This window comes from Shinella sp. M31 (assembly GCF_049199205.1).
GTDB lineage: Bacteria > Pseudomonadota > Alphaproteobacteria > Rhizobiales > Rhizobiaceae > Shinella.
The window spans coordinates 1-20,001 of sequence record NZ_JBLZPH010000114.1; the positions used below are offsets into that span (position 1 = coordinate 1).

Sequence of the window (20,001 nt, forward strand, 5' to 3'; positions counted from 1 at the left end):
CGCGCGGTTCCTTTTCCGGCATCGCGGTGACCGCGACCGGCTGCTGAACGTTGGCGTCGCCTGCAGCTGCGGCTTCGACCGAGACAATGTCCTCGATGTGGCGCGGCATCAGAATGCGGAAGGTCGTGCCCTTGCCGACTTCGGAATCGAGATAGATGTAGCCGCCGGACTGCTTGACGATGCCATAGACCATCGAAAGGCCCAGACCGGTGCCCTTGCCGACCTCTTTCGTCGTGAAGAAGGGCTCGAAGATCTTGTCAATGATTTCAGGCGGAATGCCGGTGCCCTGGTCGGCGACGTCGATTTCGACATAATCGCCCGGCGGAAGGTCGCGCAGGTTGCGCGCGGCAGCTTCTTCGGCCGGTACGTTGCGGGTGCGGAAGGTGATCGTGCCGCCTTCGGGCATGGCGTCGCGCGCATTGACGGCGAGGTTGATCAGCACCTGTTCGAACTGGCCGAGATCGGTCTTCACCGCCCAGAGATCGCGGCCGTATTCCACGTCGATCTTGACGTTGGTGCCCGTCATGCGGTCGACCAGCATGCGCAGGTCGCCGATGACATCCGTCATGTTCAAGACGGTCGGACGCATCGTCTGCTTGCGCGAGAAGGCGAGCAGCTGGCGCACCAGCACGGCGGCGCGGTTGGCGTTGCGCTTGATCTCCATGAGATCGGCGAAACTCGCATCCGAGGGGCGGGCCGAGAGCAAGAGGTGATCGGAGGACAGCAGGATCGCCGTCAGTACATTGTTGAAGTCGTGCGCGATGCCGCCGGCCAGCGTGCCGACCGCATTCATCTTCTGCGTCTGCGCCATCTGCGTCTCGAGCGCCTTCTGCTCGGTGATCTCGACGGCATAGACGATGGCCGCCTCTTCCGGCGCCTCGTCGCTCTGGTCGATGACGGCGTTTATGTAGAAACGGAAATGCCTGGTGTCGTCGGCTGGATGCAGCGAATCGAGCGGCGGGATATCGCCCTGTCGATCCTTGGCCGCGTCCAGCGCCGATTGCAGTCGCAGGCGGTCCACATCGTGCACGATGGTTTCGAGCTTGGCGCCCCGGTCGATATCGTCACGCGACACGACGCCGGAAAACAGTTTCAGGAACGGCGCATTGGTGCGCAGGATGCGGCCGCCGCCATCGACAGAGGCGATCGCCATCGGCGTATTGTTAAAGAAGCGCGTGAAGCGCATGGAGGCGATCGACGCGGACTGGTCGCTCTCGCTGCCCTCCTCACGCGCGAGAACAATCGTGCGGCTTTCGCCGGGCGCGCCGTCACGCATGGAAGAGACCCGGTGCACGATGCGCACGGGCAGGCTCTGGCCGTTGGTCTTGCGAAGATCGAGATCCAGCGTCTCCGTCCGCTTGTGGCCGGGTTCGGCCTGAACGGACTGGATGAGCGCAAGCCCCTCGCCCGCCACCATATCGGCGATCGACAGCGAGCCCGGATGGAATTTTGCCAGATCGATGCCGAGCCACTCGGCAAGCGTCGCATTGAGATAGACGATCTCGCCCTTGCGGCCGGCGGAAAAGAAGCCGGCCGGCGCATGGTCGAGATAGTCGATCGCGTTCTGCAATTCCTTGAAGAACCGCTCCTGGTCGTCCCGCTCGGAGGTGATGTCGGAAATCTGCCAGATGTAGAGCGGCTGTTTCGTCTTGTCGCGGTTCGGCAGGACTCGCGCTTTCAGGCGATACCAATGGGCGCCCGATCCGCTCGTGAATGACGGGTTGAGCGCCTTCTGGACGCGGAACTCCTCCGCGCCCTCCTTGCCCTCGTGCAGGCCGTTGGTGAGGCGATAGACGGCCTCGGTGGCGTCGCGGTTGCGCGACAGCAGGGTTTCGAGCGTCTGCACCTCCGCGGCACCCGACGCGCCGGTCAGCGCGCCGTAGGCGGCGTTGGCATAGACGATGCGGCCCTTGCGGTCCGTCACCACGGTGCCGTCGGGATGGGAATCGAGGAACGCGCGCGCAAGCTCGTCGGAACCTGCCGGCTGCGGCATGATCTCGATGAAGCCGATCAGCGCCGAAACGACGAAGAAGATGCCGGCCATGGCGAGAACGCCGAGCACGCCAAGTACGAGTTCATTGTCGAGCTGGTTCTTGAAGACGATGAAGGCACCGGCGGATGCCGCAAGCACCACGGCGAGCACGACGACGCGCAGCGCCACCGCCGGCCGCGTGTTGCGGTCCACGATCGGCAGGTTGTCCTCGCCAGGCCGCTTCATCGTCATCAGTCCCTCATTCGCAACGGTCCGGCACAGCGCTTGTCGCCGGATCCGATGCCAGAATCATTTTTAACTGCTGGAGGGAAGCGCAAAAAGCCGTCGAGGGAAAGCAAGCTCGCGAATTCACAGGGAATATTCCCGCCCCAACCATCGCAATTTCGGTATCCCGCGCTATTTTCGCGACAGTGGCGGGGGAAATGGGCGCTGGACAAGCGGCAGCAAGCGCTTGTAGGTGCCTGCAAAAAGCCGTCAAATGTAGCCTTCGGGCTGATAGGTTGATCTGCCGACCCCATCTACCGACCAAGGAGTGCGCGTCATGTTCCAGGAGATTCTTGCGGAAAACGGCACGAAGTTCGTCATCGCCGCCATCGTGGTGCTGCTCGGCCTGCTTTGCCTTGCGCTCGTTCTGTGGATCATCCGCGGCCGCCCCTCCTCGCCCTTCATCCGCGGCGGACGCAACCGCACCCCGCGCCTGGCCGTGCTGGATGCCGCCGCCATCGACACGCGCCGTCGCCTCGTGCTCGTGCGCCGCGACGAGGTGGAACATCTTATCATGATCGGCGGGCCGACCGACATCGTCATCGAGACACGCATTGGCGTGGGCGCTTCTAGCGAGCAGCCGGCTGAAAAAGCCGTCCAGAAGGTCGAGCGCACCGAACCGGCACCGGTATTGCAGGAAACGCCGGTGCGCGCCGCGCAAACCGCCGCCGTTTCCCGTGCATCGGCGACGGCAGACACCGCCGAGCGTCGGCCCGCCGCCGGTCCGGATGGCGTCTCCTCAATGAGCAAGGTGCTGTATGCCGGCGACGACGAGGCAACCGTCCGCGCCACGCAGGCCCGCCCGGTGACGCAGCCCGTCACCACCCAGCAGCAAATCCCGGCCACTGCCCAGCAGCGCACGCCGGAACGGCGCGCCGAAGACGTGCTGGAGCAGAGCCGCCAGCGGGTTCTTGCGACGCAACCCACCCCCACCGCGCAGACCACAACGGCGCAGGCGACAGCCGGCCAGCCCGCGCAGCGGCCAGTGACGACAGCCACGGTCGCCCGGCCGGTAACGCCCGTCACGGACAATGCGGCGCTGGTCAGCGAATTCGAAAAGATTCTTGAGGCCGAAATGGTCGGCAATGCCGCTGCAGCGAGTGCCGCCCGCTCCGTCACGCAAACGCCTGTCACGCAGACCGCCGCCATAACCACACAGGCGACGCCGACGGGCGTGCAAGGCCAACCTGTCGCCAAGAGCCGCGAGGAGACCGAGGCGGAAATGGCCCGACTGCTCGGCGAGATCGCGGCAAACCGCAAGGGCTGATTTCAGCGCGCATCGAATGCGACAGCGTCGTGCACTGCGTTCTCGACGCACCTCAAAGAAAAAGCCGCAGGAAACGATGTGTTTCCAGCGGCTTTTGTTTTTACGGTACACGACAGTCCGAAAACCGGCGGCATCGGAGGCATCCGGTGTTCGATCCTTGTAACGCAAGCCGCAGACCTCCTCAGATCCGCGGAAAACGCCTACTCGTCGCGATACACTTTTTCCCGACGCTCATGGCGCTCCTGCGCCTCGATCGACAGCGTTGCGATCGGGCGGGCGTCGAGACGCTTGAGGCCGATCGGTTCGCCGGTTTCCTCGCAATAGCCGTAGGTGCCTTCGTCGAGGCGCTGCAGCGCGGCATCGATCTTGGAGATCAGTTTGCGCTGGCGGTCGCGAGCCCGAAGCTCGATGGCACGGTCGGTTTCCGAGGAGGCCCGGTCCGCGAGATCCGGGTGGTTGGCGCTTTCTTCCGCCAGATGATCGAGGGTTTCGCGCGCTTCGCGCAGGATGTCGTTTTTCCAGGCGTTCAACTTCGCACGGAAGTAAGCGCGCTGGCGTGCATTCATGAATTCTTCGCCCTCATCGAGGACGAAACTGCTAAGATCGATCTTCTCACTCAACGCGATTCTCCTGAAGAACATCTCAAGGCGCGCTGTATATCCCCACGGGTAACGCGATTCAAGCCTGTCGGGACTTACCCACGGTTTTCGCGCATGCCTTAATTTTAAACCGTGCCAGACTAATATTTCATCAAGATTACAACGGGATGGCAAAACCGTTCCGCTAGAGGCCCCAATTCGACGGCCGCCCACCCTCGAGAACGCTGCCTTCGCGATGGGCTTTCACATCCATCTGCCCTCAATTCAGGCACAGGATATTTGTTCCTAAGACGGATCATGTCCCCGTTTTCTTTCCCGAGCCTGTTCAAGCGGCCGGATTCAGATTTATTTTAGCAAGTCGTGCTTCCCTTCATCGTGGGGCAGGAGCGCGTTTTGATGTTTCGCAATTTGAGGGCATTTCTGACAATCGAGGCCGGTGATCCGGAATTGGTTCAGGCGCAGCTTGCCGCTTTCACCAAGCAGGTGCCGCTGCTCTATTTCATGCTGGTGACGAACACGGTCGCGCTGACCGTGACCCATTTCCACGCCGCGCCCGCCCTCCTGACGCTCTATATCCCCTCCATGCTCTATGCCGTCAGCCTGTTCCGGCTGGTGCACTGGTGGTTCAGCCGCCACAGGCGCTATACGCATGAAGAGGCGACCGGCCGCCTGCGCTCGACCTATCGCCTCACCGCTCTGCTCGGCGCCGGTTTCTGTGCCTGGTCGCTCAGCCTCTATCCCTATGGCGATGCCTACCAGCAGTCCCATGTCGCCTTCTACATCGCCAACACCGTCATCGGCTGCATCTTCTGCCTGATGCATCTGCGCGCCGCGGCACTTGCCTTGACCGTGATCGTGCTCGGCCCCTTCACCATCTTCTTCGGCACCACGGGCAATCCGGTTTTCACGGCGCTGGCGCTTAACGTCGCTCTCGTCACGGTTGCCATGGTGTTCATCCTGTTGACCTATTACCGGGATTTTCGCGCCCTCATCCAGTCGCAGAAGGAGCTGACCGCCCGTCAGGCGGAAACCCAGCGCCTCAGCGACGAAAACCATCGCCTCGCCAATCTCGACAGCCTGACCAACCTGCCGAACCGCCGCCAGTTCCGGGCCGAGCTAGAAATGCGCCTGGCGCTTGCTCGGAAGAACGGCACGAGCCTCGCGCTCGGCCTCATCGACCTCGACGGCTTCAAGCCGGTCAACGACACGTTCGGCCACAGCATCGGCGACAAGCTCCTGATCGAGGTCGGCGAGAGGCTGACCGCCTTTGCCGACTGCGACATCCTCCCGGCCCGCCTCGGCGGCGATGAATTCGGCCTCATCTTCGAAGGGAAAGCCGGGCCGGATCACCTGAACGCGCTTGGCGACAGGATCTGCGCGGCCTTGCAGGAACCCTATGTCTTTAGCGAGCAGACGGCGCGCGTCTCCGGCTCGCTCGGCATCGCCATTTTTGGCGACGCCGGCACCACCGCCGATCGCCTCCTCGATTGCGCTGATTTCGCGCTCTATCTCGCCAAGCAGAATTTTCGCGGAACGACCGTCGTCTTCTCCGCCGAGCACGAGGCGGAGATCAACGAGCAGGGCCGCATCCAGCAGGCCCTGCGCGCCGCGGATTTCGAGGCGGAAATGTATCTCGCCTTCCAGCCGATGGTGGATGCCGATACCAACGGCATCTCCGTCTATGAAGCGCTGGCCCGCTGGAAGAGCCCGACCATCGGCACCGTTTCGCCCGGCGTCTTCATTCGCGCCGCCGAGCGGGCCGGTATCATCGGCAAGCTCACCGAGGTGCTGATGCGCAAGGCGCTGGAAGCGGCGAAGACCTGGCCGGATCATATCCGCCTCTCCGTCAACCTCTCGACGCGCGATGTCGTCTCCAACAAGACCGTCGATGCCCTGCTGGACATCATCGCCGAAAGCGGCATCGATCCGGCCCGCCTCGATATCGAGGTGACGGAAACCGCCGTCATGCGCAATTTCGCGCTTGCCGCCGAAAATATCCGCCGCTTCGCCGAGCGCGGCATCGGCGTAGCACTCGATGATTTCGGCACGGGCCATTCCAGCCTCAGCTATGTGCACAAGCTGCCGCTCACCAAGATCAAGATCGACCGCAGCTTCATCGTCGACATCGCGACGAACGAACTTAGCCGCAGCATCGTCAAGACCATCGTCGACCTCTCGCGCAATGTCGGCTGCGTCTGCGTGGTCGAGGGCATGGAAACGGCCGAGCAGGTGGTGGCGCTGCGCGCACTCGGCTGCCGCATGATGCAGGGCTATTACTTCGCCCGGCCGCAGAGGCTGGAGGATACGCTCGCCTATCAGGCGACGTCGGAGATGGTCCTCAACCCGGTCCTGCGCAAAACCGGTTGATCTTTGCCGCGAGGAAAGACATGAAAGTCTGGACGCGGCGCGAATGTCCAGCCGCAGGCGATGGAGGACAGACTTGGCATCTTTCGGCGCACCGGCCTTCCGGCTCTATCTCCTCCGCCACGCACGCGCCGCCTGGGCCGACCCCGGCAAGACGGATTTCGACCGCACGCTCGACGATGACGGTTTTGCCGAGGCCGAGGTGATCGCCGAGGAGGCGGCCGACCAGGGCTACAGGCCCGATCTCATCCTATCCTCCACCGCCGTGCGCTGCCGCCAGACCGCCGAGCCCTTCCAGCGCACCGTGAGCGAGGAACTGTCTATCGATTATATCGACTCGCTCTACTCGGGTACGATCGAGACTTATGCCGAACTCGCCTTCGCCGGGCGGCAGGAAACCTCCGTCATGATCGTCGGCCACAATCCGATGATCGAGGAGTTCTTCCACCGCCTCGTCGGCAAGGAGATCGCGGAAACCGCGGCCCCTTTCGGCTATCCGACCGCCGGCCTTGCGATCCTCGATTTCGACACGCGCCCGACGGAAGAGAATTATACTGGCGCCTGCCTTGCCGGCTTCATGACGCCGCGCGCCGCACGCTGAGAAACCGCGGCCTCTTTTATCGCCGGATTTCGGTTCCTATATCGCGATCGATGCTGGAAAGAGACCTTGCCCCCTAGCCTGACCACTTTCACCGATGAGGCCCTGCTCGCGCTCGACGCGCTGACGGGCCGCGCCGCCAATCTTGTCCATCCGTCTATCCGCCTCGGCGTGACGGGCCTGTCGCGCGCCGGCAAGACGGTGTTCATCTCATCGCTTGTGCACAATCTGCTGAACGGCGGCCGCCTGCCGCTGTTCGAAGCGGGCCGCTCCGGCCGCGTCTCGAAAATAAGGCTGGAGCCGCAGCCCGACGATGCCGTGCCGCGCTTCCAGTACGAGGATCATATCCGCGCCCTTGTCGCCGATCGCCTTTGGCCCGATTCGACGCGCGCCATCTCGCAGCTGCGCATCACGCTCGATTACGAAAGCGCCTCCGGCTGGGGCCGGCTGTTCTCGCCCGGAAAACTCTCCATCGACATCGTCGATTATCCCGGCGAATGGCTGCTCGACCTGCCGCTGCTCGCGCAGGATTTCCGCACCTTCAGTGAAAACACCGTGACGCTCGCCGGATCCGGCATCCGCGCCGAGCTTGCCCGCGACTGGCTGGCGCTGTCCGGCACGGTCGATCCCGCCGCCGCCGCGTCCGAAGCAACCGCGCGGGCGCTCGCGGAGAGTTTCACAGCATATCTGAAGGCCTGCAAATCCGACGAGCGTTCGCTTTCCACCCTGCCGCCCGGCCGTTTCCTGATGCCGGGCGATCTCGAAGGGTCACCGGCGCTGACCTTCGCCCCTCTGCCGAACCTCGCGAGCGGCAGCCCCGCCAAGGGCTCGCTGCAGGCGATGATGGAGCGGCGTTACGAGGCCTACAAGACCCATGTGGTGCGGCCGTTCTTCCGCGAGCACTTCGCCCGGCTCGACCGGCAGATCGTGCTGGTCGACGCGCTTCAGGCGATCAACCGCGGTGCGGAAGCAGTGCACGATCTGGAGCGGGCACTGGGCGACGTGCTCGATTGCTTCCGCTCCGGCACCAACAGTTTCCTGTCCTCCTTCATCACCCGCCGCATAGACCGCATCGTGATCGCCGCGACCAAGGCGGACCATCTGCACCATGAAAGCCATGCGCGGCTCGAGGCCGTCACGCGGCGGCTGGTCGAGCGCGCTATCGAGCGCATCGGCATGAGCGGCGCCGGTATCGAAGTCATGGCGCTCGCCTCCGTGCGTGCCACCCGTGAGGCAACCGTCAAGCATAATGGCGAGGAACTGCCTGTCATCGTCGGCGTGCCGATGAAGGGCGAAAAGATCAACGGCGAAATCTTCGACGGCGAGAGGAAAACCGCCATATTTCCCGGTGACTTGCCGGAGAATCCGGATTCACTTTTTGAGGCACTTGAATCCCATTCCGAAGGTCTTCTCAATTTCGTGCGCTTCCGCCCGCCGCATATCGAGGAGACCGGCGGCGGCCTGAAACTGTCGGTGCCGCACATCAGGCTCGACCGTGCGCTGCAATATCTCATCGGAGACCGGCTGGCATGACCGACCACCCGCGCAAGCCCGCAGCCTTCTCGCTGCCATCGGATAGCACGGTGCCGCCGGTGCGCAGCGAACCGCGCAAGCCGGCCGCCTTCGACAATGCCGTGACCCTGACGCCGGATGCCGACGATCCCTTCGTCGCGACGACGACGGACCTGCCGGATCTCGTTCCTCCGGTCGCCACACCGCGCCCGCGCCGCCTCACCTTCGGCCGTATCGCTATGGGCGCGCTCAGCCTGCTCCTCTCGCTCGCCGTCGGCCTCTGGGTCGATGCACTGATCCGCGACCTCTTTAACCGCAACGATTGGCTCGGCTATCTCGCTATCGGCGCGACGGTCGTCGCCGTCCTCGCCCTTCTCGGCGTCGTGCTGCGCGAAGCCTGGGGCCTGCGCCGCCTCGCCGCCGTGCAGGATCTGAAGCGCGACGTGACGGAGGCCATCGCCGCGCCGAAGCCGGCGGCAGGCCGCGCCATCGTTGCCCGCCTCGTCACGCTGCTCTCCGCCCGCCCGCAGACGGCGCGCGGCCGCACGCGGCTTGCCGAGACGGAGGGCGAGATCATCGATTCGGCCCATCTCGTCGAACTTGCGGAACGCGAACTGATGGGCCCACTCGACCGCGAGGCGCGCGCCCTCATCCTCGGATCCGCGAAACGTGTCTCCATCGTCACCGCCGTCAGCCCGCGCGCGCTGGTCGATCTCGGTTACGTCATCTACGAAAGCAGCCGGCTGGTGCGCGGCATGGCCGAGCTCTACGGCGGCCGGCCGGGCAAGCTCGGCATGCTCAGGCTGATGCGCGACGTCATCGCCCATCTCGCCGTCACCGGCTCGATCGCCATGGGCGACAGCCTGGTGCAGCAGGTGCTCGGCCATGGGCTCGCCTCCAAACTCTCCGCCCGCCTCGGCGAAGGCGTCATCAACGGCCTGATGACGGCCCGGATCGGCATTGCCGCCATGGACCTCTGCCGCCCGATGCCCTTCCGCGCGCTGAAACGCCCGGGTATCGGCGATTTCATCGGCGACCTGACGCCGGGCTCCGGCAACGGCCGGCGCGACGAGACGTGACCGTCTTGCAACACCCCGGTTTTGCGGGACGACAATCCTAGCAAATGATGAACGGCAAGGGCGCTGGAAACCGTCCATTAACCATTTTCGCGCAAATCTCGTCGCACCAAATGAGGCCGAATGGCCATCCCCATCAAGGATCGTTCATGTACCCGCGCACTTCTTTGATCGCCCGCGCTTCCGTAGCGGCCTTCGTTGCAGCCTCCACTTTTGCCCTCCCGGCCTCGGCCGGTACGCGTGACAAGGCGTTCTTCGAGCAGGTCACCGGCAGCTGGTCCGGCAAGGGCGAGATCGTCGCCGGCAAGTACAAGGGCACGAAATTCGCCTGCGATCTGACGGGCGACACCGCACCCGCCAAGGGTGCGGGCATCCAGCTCGACGGCTTCTGCCGAGTCGGCGTCTTCAAGCAGCCGATGTCGGCGCTGATCACCAAGACGGGTGGCACCTACAAGGGCAAGTTCCTCGACGGCGCAGCCGGCAAAGGCCTCGACATCACTTCCGGCCAGGTCGCCGGCAACAAGGTCGTCGTCGGCATCAACCGCCAGAAGCTGAACGGCGCGATGATCGCCCGGCTCGAAAGCGACAACAAGCTCGCCATCACCATCTCGGTGAAGGTCGGGGAGAAGATGGTGCCGGTCATCGGCGTCGCGCTCGACCGCAATCTCGACGACATCGCCGTCGGCTCGATCAAGTAAGCAGGCACCATTCGGAGCCGGCGCTCGCCGGCTCGATGCCCGCGACATCCGCCTCCTGCAACCAGTCGCCGATCGTGCGTCCCGCGACGATGAGATCGCGCGCGACATCCGAAAGCGGCATCAGCACAAAGCCGCGCCCCGTCATGCGCGGATGCGGCAATTCCAGCCGTCCGCCGGACTGCTCCACACCCTCATAGGTCAGAACGTCGATATCGATGGTGCGCGGGCCCCAGCGCTCCTTGCGCTCGCGCTTCATGTCGCGCTCGATGCCGAGGCAAGTGTCGAGCAGCGCCTCTGGCGCAAGCGAAGTCTCGACCAGCGCACAGGCGTTGAAGAACCAGTCCTGATCGGTCTTGCCCCAGGGCGGCGTGCGGTAGAGCCGTGAAACGGCCGTCACACGGCAATCCGGCCGCGCATCGAGCGCGCGCAGCGCTTCGGCCATGGATTGCACGGGATCACCGATATTGCCGCCGAGGCCGAGCGATGCCCGGCGGAAGATTTCAGACGACATGGTCGACGGTCACCTGAACGTAGTCCAGCACACCAGGCACCGGCGCGTTCGGCTTGCGCACCGTGATGCGGGCGCGAAAAATCTGCGGGAAGCGGGCGCAGAGCACCGTGGCGATCTCCTGCGCCAATGCTTCGATGAGATAGCGGCGCTGGCCGGTAACGATCTTCTCGATCTCCTGAAAGGCCACGCCGTAATCGACGGTCGATTCGATGGCATCGTCGGAGAGCGGTTGCGAGGGGCGCACTTCGAGTTCCGCATCCACGAAGAAGCGCTGGCCCAGGAACTCTTCCGCGTCATGCAGGCCATGGCGGGCGAAGAAGGCGCAGTTCTTGAGCGTGATCGTGTAGGTGGTGGTCATGGTTTTTCCTGTCTTGCTGTGGTCAGGCGCGTTCTTCGCGCGCCTTCACCGTGCGCTTCGCCTCCAGCATAGCATCCGCCATGGCAAGCGCATCCCTGTTGATTGCGACATCGTGCACCCGAAACACCGCCGCGCCTGCGACACGCAGCAGCGCCGTCGTCGCCGCCGTGCCGACATCCCGCTCCGCCGCCTCGCGGCCCGTCACAGCGCCAACGAAGCGCTTGCGCGACGTGCCGGCCAGGATGGGCAGGCCGAAACCGAAAAGCTCGCCGAAACGCGCCATCAGCTCGAGGTTTTCCTCCATATCCTTCGCAAAGCCGAAGCCGGGATCGAGCACAATCGCATCGCGGGCGACACCGGCCTCACGGGCGATCTCCAGCGAGCGGCCAAGGAAGAGATACTGGTCCTCGACCACGTCGGGCCTTTTCTCGCGGTCGCGGCCGGTATGCATGATGCAGAGCCCCGCCCCCGTTTCAGCCGCGACGCGGGCGATATCCGGCTCGCGCTGCAGGCCGTGCACGTCGTTGACGATATGGGCCCCGGCAGCGACGGCAAGCCGCGCGGTCTCGGCGCGATACGTATCGACGGAGATGATGGCATCCGTTGTACCAGCCAGCGCCTCGATGACGGGCAGGATACGCTCCTGCTCCTCGGCGGCCGAGACGCTGGCCGCCCCCGGCCGGGTCGATTCGCCGCCGATATCGATGATCACAGCCCCCTGTTCCAGGCAGAGGATCGCCCGTGCCACCGCCGCATCGGCGCTGTCGAACTGGCCGCCGTCCGAAAAGGAATCGGGCGTGACATTAACGATCGCCATCAGGATGCCACGCGGGCCGAGCTCCAGATGCCGGCCATGGGCGAGCGCCCAGCGAAAGGGATCGAACGGCGAGACCATGGCGGTTTCCTTCGCGATTAACCAGCGTTCCCGAAAGGGTGTTGCGCTCGCCGAGCCTATGCCCCAAGCTTAAGGGAAGTTCAACCGGCCTCTGGCCGGCACTGCGTCGGGTCCCTTCGATTGCAAAGCCCCGATGGCGAAAGGAATGCTGATTAGAATGAAGACCATCGCTCGCCTGATGGCCGTTGCCGCCCTCGCCACCGCCGCTTTCCAGCCCGCTGCCGCCGAGACGATCGCCTCGAAATCCTTCGCCTATTTCTCCATCGGCGGACGCACGGCGGCCGAACTCGACGAGGAACTGGGCAAGCGCGGCCCGGTTATGAAGCATTCCGGCTCGCGCCATCCCGGCGCAACCCGCATCAAGTGGGGCGGCTCGGTCACCTATGTGCGCCGCGGCGGCAAATGCGCGGTCGGTGACGTCAAGGTGACGCTCTCCACCCAGATCATCCTGCCCAAGTGGAAGAACCGCAAGCGCGCCACCGCCTCGCTCGCATTGATCTGGGATACGCTCTCGGCCGATATCAAGCGCCATGAGGAGCGCCACGCAGAAATCGCCCGCATGCATGCCCGCGCGCTGGAGAAGACGCTGAAGACGTTGCGGCCGGAAAACGACTGCGAACGCATGCAGGCCCGTGTCGACCGGGCAACGGCGGACGCCGTTTCGAAGCACGATGCCGACCAGGCGCGTTTCGACCGGGTCGAATCGAAGAGCTTCAACGACCGCATGATGCGTCTTCTCACGCACCGGCTGAAGAGCCAGGCCGAATAAGCTTACGCGGCCACACAGGTATTCCTTGAGAAAGCCTTAATGCAACGGGACCGGAGCAAGGACCCGCGTGCTTCCATCCATGAAATGAATGGTTAGTTTTAGCGATAGCGCAATTCCGCAAATCACCGTACTTTCATAATCAACAGTGAACGGGAAGAGGCATTTCCTTCCCGCAGTTGCATGAAACGGTTTGTAACAGGTTCTCCTGGCGCGTCCTTATCTCAGCAGCAGGTGTCTCCTCCCTCTCCTCGCTGCGATGCGCCCTACTGGCCTCGCTCGTCCTGATCGACCGGCGAGGCTCTTTTTTTCTCTTCTATTCTTTGGAAAGACACGGACGAACGATTTTCTTCTTTGCGGAAGAGAAGATCGCGAGACGCCTACATGTCTTGCGGCCTGTGAAGAAAAGCAATCACGCAAAAGGGCGACACCGCAACGGTGCCGCCATTCAAGCTCACCTTCGGTGGGTGATGTCAGGCCTGGCGTTCCGGCACGTGAACCACGAGCCCGTCGAGCGCATCCGACATCTTGATCTGACAGGAGAGCCGCGAGGTGGGGCGCACCTCGTAGGCGAAGTCCAGCATGTCCTCTTCCATCGCTTCCGGCGGGCCGACGGTGGCGCTCCAGGCGTCGTCGACATAGACATGACAGGTGGCGCAGGCGCAGGCGCCGCCGCATTCCGCCTCGATGCCCGGCACGGAGTTGCGCACGGCGTTTTCCATGACCGTGGAGCCGTTGGCGACATCCAGTTCGTGGCGCGTGCCGTCGAAGGCGACGATGGTGAGTTTGCTCATGATGGCTTCCGGATTCTCAAGAACTGCCCGAGGCGGGCGACGGGACGGCCGGCGAAGGGGTTTTCACAAACGCCGGCTTTCCGGCGGACGTTTCCAACAAAACCCCTCTCCAGTCAACATCGCGCGCCGGGCGAGGCCGTGCCCGTCCCGCCGCGCCATGGAGTTTTCCCGCCGCGCCGGGCAGCGACGCTGCCGGCTGCGGTAATCAGCGGCAGAGTTTCAGGATGAAGTTTTCCGCCTCGACGACGGCGGCGGTGACGCCGGCAAGCGCAATCGCATTGATCGGGTTTTCCTCAAGGGCGGCGGCGGCCTTGGCGACCGCATCCGCGCCGACGGACTGGGCGGAACCCTTGAGGCGGTGTGCCACGGCGGCACGCGCCGCCCCCTCGCTCGTCGCCAGTTCCTTCATGCTTTCGCGCGCCTGGCGCGCGAACATCTGCAAGACTTCCAGTTCGAGGGCCTTGTCGCCCATCGTCTGGCGCGCCAGATGGACCAGATCGATCGGACGGCCGTTCGAGGGTCCCATGCCGCCGGCATTGTCGGGAGCCTCGAAGGCGATGTTGAGCGCTGCCATTTGCCAATTTCCTTTATACGCGACGCACGCTTGTTTCGTTGTGATGCACGCAGAAGCCGGATGGAGCCGGAAACCAGTGCCGGCATCCGGCGGGGTCATGGGACATCATTCTGCGGGACCGGCGCGGCTATCCGATTAAAAGAGGGCGCAATATGGGCATGAATCGCAAACTATGGTTAACGGCTGAAAAATTGCCGTTTTCCCTGTTATTCCATTGCGGTACAAAGGCCGCCCGCTTTAACTTCCTGTTAAGTTTCGGGCGAAGGGAGATGGCAATCAATTGTGTGATACAGGCTAATGTGTCACTACGATACGACCGGGATAGTCCCGGTGGATAAGCCGTGCGCGGAGATACTTTACGCCGCGATTTCGGTTTATCGAGCGCATTTGGAATGAACGGCGGCCTGGACGCTGCTTGCCATGAGGGTAAGCAGCAAGACCGGCCACCCACCGGACGGTTCGAAGACGCCTGAGCAGCGGCAGCGCGTATGAGGCCCGTCCCGGAGAATGGTAACGAGGCGTAACCGCATGGCGACGAACAAGTCCAACGAGACGATCGACGAAAAGGCTTTCCAGGCACTGGAAGAGGCGCTGAAGATCGATTTCGACGATCTGACGCCGGAGACGCCCTCGACGAAGGGCGAAGCCAGTTCAACAGCGAAAAAATCGCAGGACAAGCCCGCGACCCGCCCGGCAACGGGCGATACGCCCCGCAATCTGACACCGGAGCCCGCGCCGAAAACCCCGGCTTTCACGCCCGCCAATGACGGTTCGCGCAAATCGCCTGCTGCGATCCTGAAATCGTTGGACGTGCGCTCCAGCCGCTCGTCGATCCGCACGGCCGTGATCGCCTCGATCCTCTGGGTCGTCGGCGGCCTCGGCGTTGCCAACCTGCTTTATGCGCCGAAGATCTGGGAGATCCGCTCGGTCGCCGATCTCGTCGCGCTTCCCGGCGCCATCGGCATGGTCGTCGCCATCGTCATGCCGATCATGCTGTTCTTCGCCTTCGCGATCATGATCTCACGCGCCCATGAACTGCGCAGCGCCGCCCGCTCGATGGCCGAAGTCGCGCTTCGTCTTTCCGAACCGGAAACGGTCGCCACCGACCGCATCATGACCGTCGGCCAGGCCGTCCGCCGTGAAGTGTCGGCGATGAACGAGGGCATCGAGCGCACCATCGCGCGCGCCACCGAACTCGAAACGCTCGTGCATTCGGAAGTGAATGCGCTGGAACGCAGCTATACCGATAATGAAATGCGCGTGCGCACGCTCGTGCAGGAATTGGGCTCCGAGCGCGAAGCCATCGTCAGCCATGCCGAGCGTATCCGCTCCTCGATTTCGGGCGCGCATGAGCAGCTGAAGGACGAGCTCGCCAGCGCCGGCGACAACATCACGCAGCGTCTTGCGACATCGGGCGAAGCTTTCGCCTCCATGCTCGACACGCGCGCCGCCATGCTGATGGAAAAGTCCGACAGCGCGACGCAGACGATCGGCGCCATGCTTTCGGCCCGCACCGACAGCCTGCTCTCCACCCTCTCCTCCTCGGGCCTGGCGCTCGCCAACGAGTTCGACGCCCGCCTCGATCATCTGACGAAGAACCTCGATTCCCGCGGCCGCGACCTGCTGCAGCAGTTCGAGACGCGCGCCTCCTCGCTCGACACCAACACCGAGAAGCTGAACGCCGCCCTCAACGAACGTGCCAAGCAGCTCAACGAGACGCTGATCGCCCGCACCCGCGAGATCAGCGAAAGCCTGTCGGTCGGCCAGCATGCCGTCACCAGCGGTCTCGATCAGGTTCTCCAGTCGATGAACGCCGCCCTTGACGAAAAGGGCGCGCAGTTCCGCCAGAGCCTCAAGAACGCCGCCGACGATACGGTGATGGATCTCGACTTGCGCTCGGGCTTCTTCGACGAGCGCTTGCAGGCGACGGTCGGCCAGATCGCCGGCGCTTTCGACAACCGCGTCGAGGAATTCACCCAAGCCTTCGACCAGCGTGCCGGTTCGCTCGATTCGAAGCTGATGGAAAGCCTCGGCCGTATCAACGAGACGGTCGCCAGTGGCCGCGACGCGATCGACGGCCTGCTCACCTCCAGCATTGACCGCCTCGGCAACACGCTGACCGACCAGTCCTTCGCTTTGGCGACGACGCTTGCCACCAGCCAGGAAGTGCTCGAGAGCGCCGTTTCCGGCCATGCGGACGCCATCAACAGCGCCGTCACCGGTGCCCATGAGCGTGTCGCTGCGGTGCTGTCTGAAAAGTCGGCGGCCCTGCTCGGCGGCCTTTCCGATGTGCAGAACCGCATCGAGAGCGGTTTTGGCTCCCGCGCGGATGCGTTGGCGGAGAGCATTTCGGGCAGCGAACGCCGTCTGACGGAAGCGCTCGACAACCGCGGCACGGCAATCGCCACGGATATCCAGGCCGCCCAGGTCCGCATGGAAGAAGCGCTTGGCGCGCGCGCCGACGAGATCACCTCGACGATCGCCGCCAGCCACAACCGTCTGGACAGCGCGCTGACCGAACGCACGGCCGCCCTTTCGGCCATGCTGAACGAGACCGGCAGCCAGCTCGAGCAGTCGGTCGGCTCCGCCGCCGGCCGCGTCGAAAACGCGCTGACGGGTGCCGCCCGCCAGATCGACGACGTCATCACCGGCCGCACCGCCAACCTCGCCTCTGTCCTCTCCAACAGCGCCGGCGCGATGCAGTCGTCGATCGACGCCGCTGCAAACCGCGTCGAGACCGTGCTGACCGAAGGCAGCCGTGAACTTGGCGGCGTCCTCCATGGTCAGGCCGCCGAATTTGCCGAAGCCTTCTCCGGGCGCGCCGCAGAGATCGCCGAAGCCCTGTCCGGCCGCGCCTCGCAGCTTGCCGGCTCGCTCGTCAACACGCACGAGCAGATCCGCGCCACGCTCGACGACCGCATCAACGCGATCAACCTCGCCATAACAGACGGCAACAAGCAGCTCACCGATACGCTGAACGAGCAGGCCACCAATATCGGCACCTCGATTGCCACCTCGGCCGGCATGCTGGAAATGTCGCTGGAGCAGCACGAGGAGACGCTGCGCCGTACCATCGACGGCAGCGCCGCCCTGCTCGATCACCGCGTGCGCGAAAGCGCCGGTGCGGTTGCCGAGCGCCTTGGTGAAACCACGGCAAAGATCGCCGAGGCCGCCGATGCCTTTGGCGCCCGCATGGAAACGACGGTCGACAGCGTCGCAAACCGCTTCGACGCCACCGGCAGCCGCCTGGAAGAAAACCTCGGCAAACTGGAAGCGCGCATCGAACAGAGCGTCGAGCATGTCTCGGGAACCGTCGATACCGCAGGCAGCCGTATCTCCGACACGCTGTCCGAGCGTCTGGTCGATCTCGACCGCGTCGGCAGCGACGTGTCGCTGCGCGTCTCCGACGCCCTCTCGCGCCCGATCGCCGAAGTCGATCGCATCGGCGACGAGACCACGGCCCGCATCGCAGCGGCGCTGGCCGGCCGCGTCGGCGATATCGAGCGCGTCAGCGCCGATGCCGCCAGCCGCATCGAGGGGGCCCTTTCCGGCCGCCTCAGCGATATCGAACGCGTGACGACGGAAGCCGCCGAACGCATCGACAGCACCCTGACCGGCCGCGCGCTCGAAATCGACCTGATCGCCGAAAACGCCGCCCAGCGCATCGATGCGTCCCTCTCCGGCCGCGCCTCCGAAATCGAGCGCATTGCCGGCGATGTCGCCCAGCGCATCGACCTCACGCTGTCGAGCCGCACCTCCGACCTGGAGCGTGTTGGCGGCGACACCGCGGAGCGCATCGAGAACGTACTCTCCGGCCGCACGGCCGAGATCGAACGCATTGCCGGCGACGCCGCGGCGCGTATCGACCTCACGCTTTCTGGCCGTGCATCGGATATCGAACGCGTTGCTGGTGCTGCCGCAACACGCCTCGACGGCGCGCTTGCTGAACGCGCAAATGAAATCGCCCGCGTGACCGGTGAAGCGACGGACAAGATCGAAGGCACGCTCACCCAGCGCGCCGGCGATATCGAACGCGTCTCCACCGAAGCCTCCGAGCGTATCGCTGCGACCATTGACGAGAAGACCGGCCGCATCGAAGAACGCCTCAGCACAATGGACCGGGCGCTCACCATCGGTCTCGACGGCGTCAACCGCACGATCGACGGCAAGGCCGCCGGCCTTGCCCAGACGCTGCGTGAAGCCGTCTCCCAGGCCGCCCAGGACATGGATGCCGAAGCCGTCCGTTCCGCCCAGTCGCTGGCCAAGACCGGCGAGGAATTCGCCCATCTGTCGAGCTCGCTGCGCGGCGCGGTTTCGCGTGCGGCTCAGGAAATGGGCGTCGAAGCCCAGCGTGTCGCGGAAACCATCGCCAAGACCGGCGACGAATTTGCCGAAAACCTCTCGGCCCGCAACGAAGCCTTCACCCGTGCAGTGGACGAGACAACATCGGCGGCTGTTGCCCGCTTTGCCGAAACGGAAAACCGTCTCGCCAGCCAGGCGCAGTCGCTGCGCACCGGCCTCGGCGACGTCGAGAAGGCGCTGGAAGCACGCGGCGCCTCGATCCGTTCGACGCTCGACGACCGCACGCGTGAACTCAACTCCATGCTGGCGAGCCGCACGGAAGAACTGTCGCGCCTCATCAACGAGGAAGCCCGTCCCGTCATCGACGACTATGCCGCCGTAGGCCGCGAGGCTGCCGAGCGTATCACCGGCGTCAGCCGTGAGGCCGTCGAACGGATGGCCGGTGTGGGCCGCGAAACCGCCGAAAGCATCAGCAGCGTCGCCCGCGACAGCGCCGAGCGCCTGCGCAACGAGAACGCCGCGTTGATCAACGCCATCTCCGCCCGCACGGCCGATACGCTTGCCGCGATCTCCAGCCGCACGGAAGAAGCGGCCGGCGCGATGCGCGACATCGAGAGCGGCCTTGTCGCCAATGTCGAAGGCCTGATCGCCCGCCTCTCCGAAAGCAACGGCGCGATTGCCGGCCTCGTCGACTCCGCCAGCCAGACGCTCGGCGCCATCGACGGCCGCCTCACCAGCACCTCGGAACGCTTCACCACCTCGGCCGAGCGCGCCGCCGAGATGGTCGCCACCACCTCGCGCCTGCTCGAAGGCAAGGTCGATCGCCTCTCCGACATTTCGGCCGGCACGCTCTCGCAGATCGGCGGCATCGTCGGGCGCTTCGAGGATCACTCGAAGATCCTGTCGCAGGCCTCCGACCTGCTCGCGGCCGCGCAGTCCAACCTCGTCTCGACGCTGGAAGAGCGTCAGGACGCGCTGCGTTCGCTCTCCATCGGCCTCGTCCAGCGCTCGGAAGAGATCGAGAAGACCATGCAGTCGCTCGAAGGCATGGTCGAGGGTGTCTTCACCCGCGCCGAGGAACGCTCCAACCTGATCGCCGGCAATCTGCGCGGCGGCATCCAGAGCTCGTTTGCCGAAGTCGGCCGCATCCTCGGCGAAACCGAGAAGCGCGCCGAAGCTGCGGCCAACACCCTGCGCGATCAGCTGGTCAAGGCCGGCGAGGAGGCGGGCCAGTCCGTCGAAGGCGCCTTCGTTCGCGCCGAGGAGCGGACCAAGGAAGTGGCGAACCGCCTGCGCGGCAGCGTCGGCGCCTCGCTTTCCGATGTCGACCGCCTGCTCTCGGAATCCGGCAAGAAGTCCGAGGCCGCCACGACCGTCATGCGCGAATCCATGCGCGAGGCCGTCGAGGAAGCCATCGGCAAGTTCTCCGG

The 20,001-nt window shown here is 64.5% G+C and carries 15 protein-coding genes; 8 read left to right on the forward strand and 7 right to left on the reverse strand.

Annotated elements, in window-relative coordinates:
• A partial coding sequence (gene cckA / locus ACOZKU_RS19230; protein WP_421580222.1) for a cell cycle histidine kinase CckA occupies nucleotides 1-2,224 on the reverse strand: 2,224 nt, incomplete at its 3' end.
• 310 nt (nucleotides 2,225-2,534) lie between these two features.
• On the opposite strand from cckA, the gene ACOZKU_RS19235 reads away from it, so the two are divergent.
• Entirely contained in the window at nucleotides 2,535-3,524 is a 990-nt protein-coding gene (locus ACOZKU_RS19235; protein WP_421580223.1) for a hypothetical protein, read from the forward strand.
• 200 nt (nucleotides 3,525-3,724) lie between these two features.
• Here ACOZKU_RS19235 and dksA read toward each other — a convergent pair whose 3' ends face one another.
• Nucleotides 3,725-4,144 carry an RNA polymerase-binding protein DksA gene (gene dksA / locus ACOZKU_RS19240; RefSeq protein WP_117366228.1) on the reverse strand — a complete coding sequence of 140 codons (420 nt, stop codon included), beginning with the start codon at nucleotides 4,142-4,144 and terminating at the stop codon, nucleotides 3,725-3,727.
• A 375-nt stretch (nucleotides 4,145-4,519) separates the two neighbouring features.
• Between dksA and ACOZKU_RS19245 the strand changes: the two genes are divergently transcribed.
• The 5 genes from ACOZKU_RS19245 (at nucleotide 4,520) to ACOZKU_RS19265 (ending at nucleotide 10,371) form a co-directional block, all read left to right on the forward strand.
• A complete protein-coding gene (locus tag ACOZKU_RS19245; RefSeq protein ID WP_421580224.1) occupies nucleotides 4,520-6,490 on the forward strand; it encodes a putative bifunctional diguanylate cyclase/phosphodiesterase in 1,971 nt (656 codons plus the stop codon).
• Between the two features lie 73 nt (nucleotides 6,491-6,563).
• The gene (locus tag ACOZKU_RS19250; protein ID WP_421580225.1) at nucleotides 6,564-7,088 is read left to right on the forward strand and encodes a SixA phosphatase family protein; all 525 of its coding nucleotides are present in this window, start codon (nucleotides 6,564-6,566) and stop codon (nucleotides 7,086-7,088) included.
• Nucleotides 7,089-7,154: 66 nt separating this feature from the next.
• Nucleotides 7,155-8,618 carry a YcjX family protein gene (locus ACOZKU_RS19255; RefSeq protein ID WP_421580226.1) on the forward strand — a complete coding sequence of 488 codons (1,464 nt, stop codon included), beginning with the start codon at nucleotides 7,155-7,157 and terminating at the stop codon, nucleotides 8,616-8,618.
• A complete protein-coding gene (locus ACOZKU_RS19260) occupies nucleotides 8,615-9,676 on the forward strand; it encodes a YcjF family protein (RefSeq protein ID WP_421580227.1) in 1,062 nt (353 codons plus the stop codon). The genes ACOZKU_RS19255 and ACOZKU_RS19260 overlap by 4 nt, the downstream gene beginning before the upstream one ends.
• A 146-nt stretch (nucleotides 9,677-9,822) precedes the next feature.
• Nucleotides 9,823-10,371, forward strand: a complete 549-nt coding sequence (locus tag ACOZKU_RS19265) for a hypothetical protein (protein WP_314094506.1) — start codon at nucleotides 9,823-9,825, stop codon at nucleotides 10,369-10,371.
• On the opposite strand, the gene folK is transcribed toward ACOZKU_RS19265, so the two are convergent.
• From folK to folP, 3 genes are read right to left on the reverse strand one after another with little or no spacing between them, the layout of a single operon-like run.
• Nucleotides 10,364-10,882, reverse strand: coding sequence for a 2-amino-4-hydroxy-6-hydroxymethyldihydropteridine diphosphokinase (gene folK, locus ACOZKU_RS19270; RefSeq protein ID WP_421580228.1), 519 nt, complete (start codon nucleotides 10,880-10,882; stop codon nucleotides 10,364-10,366). The two genes, ACOZKU_RS19265 and folK, sit on opposite strands and share 8 nt — an antisense overlap.
• Complete coding sequence (gene folB / locus ACOZKU_RS19275) at nucleotides 10,872-11,240, reverse strand: dihydroneopterin aldolase (protein WP_117366234.1); 369 nt, start codon at nucleotides 11,238-11,240, stop codon at nucleotides 10,872-10,874. Before folB ends, folK begins: the two co-directional genes overlap by 11 nt.
• Before the next feature lie 22 nt (nucleotides 11,241-11,262).
• Nucleotides 11,263-12,135, reverse strand: a complete 873-nt coding sequence (gene folP / locus ACOZKU_RS19280; protein WP_421580229.1) for a dihydropteroate synthase — start codon at nucleotides 12,133-12,135, stop codon at nucleotides 11,263-11,265.
• A gap of 148 nt (nucleotides 12,136-12,283) precedes the next feature.
• Between folP and ACOZKU_RS19285 the strand changes: the two genes are divergently transcribed.
• A complete protein-coding gene (locus ACOZKU_RS19285; protein ID WP_421580232.1) occupies nucleotides 12,284-12,904 on the forward strand; it encodes a DUF922 domain-containing Zn-dependent protease in 621 nt (206 codons plus the stop codon).
• A gap of 470 nt (nucleotides 12,905-13,374) precedes the next feature.
• On the opposite strand, the gene ACOZKU_RS19290 is transcribed toward ACOZKU_RS19285, so the two are convergent.
• Together ACOZKU_RS19290 and ACOZKU_RS19295 are read right to left on the reverse strand one after the other, a co-directional pair.
• Nucleotides 13,375-13,695 carry a 2Fe-2S iron-sulfur cluster-binding protein gene (locus tag ACOZKU_RS19290; RefSeq protein WP_023512203.1) on the reverse strand — a complete coding sequence of 107 codons (321 nt, stop codon included), beginning with the start codon at nucleotides 13,693-13,695 and terminating at the stop codon, nucleotides 13,375-13,377.
• A gap of 205 nt (nucleotides 13,696-13,900) precedes the next feature.
• The gene (locus ACOZKU_RS19295; RefSeq protein ID WP_421580230.1) at nucleotides 13,901-14,269 is read right to left on the reverse strand and encodes an Hpt domain-containing protein; all 369 of its coding nucleotides are present in this window, start codon (nucleotides 14,267-14,269) and stop codon (nucleotides 13,901-13,903) included.
• A gap of 528 nt (nucleotides 14,270-14,797) precedes the next feature.
• On the opposite strand from ACOZKU_RS19295, the gene ACOZKU_RS19300 reads away from it, so the two are divergent.
• On the forward strand, nucleotides 14,798-20,001 hold a 5,204-nt coding region (locus ACOZKU_RS19300), incomplete at its 3' end, for a kinesin (protein ID WP_421580231.1).

Excerpts from the sequence above, each read along its gene's own strand:
- ACOZKU_RS19235 (WP_421580223.1), top strand. The coding sequence starts at position 2,535 with ATGTTCCAGGAGATTCTTGCGGAAAACGGCACGAAGTTCGTCATCGCC.
- ACOZKU_RS19245 (WP_421580224.1), top strand. The coding sequence starts at position 4,520 with ATGTTTCGCAATTTGAGGGCATTTCTGACAATCGAGGCCGGTGATCCG.
- ACOZKU_RS19260 (WP_421580227.1), top strand. The coding sequence starts at position 8,615 with ATGACCGACCACCCGCGCAAGCCCGCAGCCTTCTCGCTGCCATCGGAT.
- ACOZKU_RS19265 (WP_314094506.1), top strand. The coding sequence starts at position 9,823 with ATGTACCCGCGCACTTCTTTGATCGCCCGCGCTTCCGTAGCGGCCTTC.
- folK (WP_421580228.1), bottom strand. The coding sequence starts at position 10,882 with ATGTCGTCTGAAATCTTCCGCCGGGCATCGCTCGGCCTCGGCGGCAAT.
- folB (WP_117366234.1), bottom strand. The coding sequence starts at position 11,240 with ATGACCACCACCTACACGATCACGCTCAAGAACTGCGCCTTCTTCGCC.
- folP (WP_421580229.1), bottom strand. The coding sequence starts at position 12,135 with ATGGTCTCGCCGTTCGATCCCTTTCGCTGGGCGCTCGCCCATGGCCGG.
- ACOZKU_RS19290 (WP_023512203.1), bottom strand. The coding sequence starts at position 13,695 with ATGAGCAAACTCACCATCGTCGCCTTCGACGGCACGCGCCACGAACTG.
- ACOZKU_RS19295 (WP_421580230.1), bottom strand. The coding sequence starts at position 14,269 with ATGGCAGCGCTCAACATCGCCTTCGAGGCTCCCGACAATGCCGGCGGC.